Here is a 1,374-nt window from a genome sequence, read left to right as displayed (position 1 = left end):
TGAAGTTGACCCGGTTCGACGGATAGATTTGCAGTTGAGTCTAATGCGGTGTGGCACCTCCCGATAAGGTTGAATCGCGGGTTGTCCACGGTCGGGCGGCGGGTCGCCTGTCACGACCACGACGCTGCCCGGCGGTGGGCAACCCGCGCGGCGATAAGCTTTGATCTTGCGCATGCAGATTTTCGAACTCGAGCGGCGAGCAGTAGCCGATGCTGCTGTGCAGGCGGTGTATGTTGTACCAGCTCTCCAGAAACGAGAACACACGCCGCCGTGCCTGTTCGTGGGTCGCGAAGTGTTCGCGACAGAGCAGTTCGGCTTCGAGTGTGCCGAAGAACGACTCGCACATCGCGTTGTCATAGGCATCGCCGGCCGTGCCCATCGACGGCTGTACGCCTGCTTCGCGACATCGCCGTCCAAAGGCAATGGACGTGTATTGACAGCCTTGATCGGAATGTAGAATCACACCGTCATGGCGTCGTTGCTGCAACGCCATGTCCAGCGCGCGTAACATCAGTTCGGTGTACAGATGGTTAGACATCGCCCAGCCGATGATGCGACGACTGAACACATCCAGCACGACCGCCAGATAGAGGAATCCTTCGCCCGTGGGTACATAGGTCGCATCTGCGACCCACAGCACGTTTGTCGCGTCGGCACTGAAGTGCCGGCGCACCAGATCAGGCGCACGCCGGGCGCCTGCGCGTGGCCGTGTGGTGCGCGGCCAGCGCCGCCGGCTTGCCCCGCACAAACCCGCCATACGCATGAGGCGCGCCACCCGCTTGCGCCCCACGTGTACGCCTTCGCGCGCGAGTTGCGCATGGATACGCGGTGCCCCATACGTGCCGCGCGAGCTCGCATGTAGCGTGCGGATACGCGCGAGCAGTTGCGCATCGCTACGTGTGTGCATCGCCGGCTCTCGCACCAACCACGAGTAATAGCCGCTTGTCGAGACGCCGAGCAGCCGTGCCATCATCGCAATGGGCCAGCGGGCCCGGTTCGCTTTCATGAATCCGTACCGCTCTTCGGTGGAATGGATCCCGTCTCCCTCGCGAACCAGGCTGCCGCGTGAGAGAGTATGTCGCGCTCCATCTTCAATTGCCGGACTTCACGACGCAACCGTGCGAGCTCCTGCCGTTCGGCTGTGGTCAGACCGTCATGCCGCACGCCTGTGTCGCGATCAGCCTGCGCCACCCAGTTGTAGATGGTCTGTGCAGTCGGCTCGAACTCCTTTTCCAGTTCCTCCGGCCTGCGTCCAGCCTTCACCAGTTCGACCATTTGCGCCCGAAATTCCGCCGGGTACGGGGTACGATGCTTGCCCATAATCGGCACCTCCTTCTCCAAAGGATAGATGTCCGTTTTTCTGGGTCAACTTCA

1 pseudogene is annotated in these 1,374 nt (G+C 61.8%); it reads right to left on the bottom strand.

Features of this window, described 5'->3' with window-relative positions:
• Positions 1 to 172 precede the first annotated feature (172 nt).
• Positions 173 to 1,320 (bottom strand): annotated as a pseudogene (locus SB822_RS54500) (IS3 family transposase); the annotation flags it as partial.
• Between the last annotated feature and the right edge of the window lie 54 nt (positions 1,321 to 1,374).

Origin of the sequence: Paraburkholderia sp. SIMBA_054, assembly GCF_046534875.1 — a bacterium.
GTDB lineage: Bacteria > Pseudomonadota > Gammaproteobacteria > Burkholderiales > Burkholderiaceae > Paraburkholderia > Paraburkholderia hospita.
The sequence above is the reverse complement of the archived record's forward strand: the minus strand, read 5'-3'. Positions and strand labels throughout refer to the sequence as shown.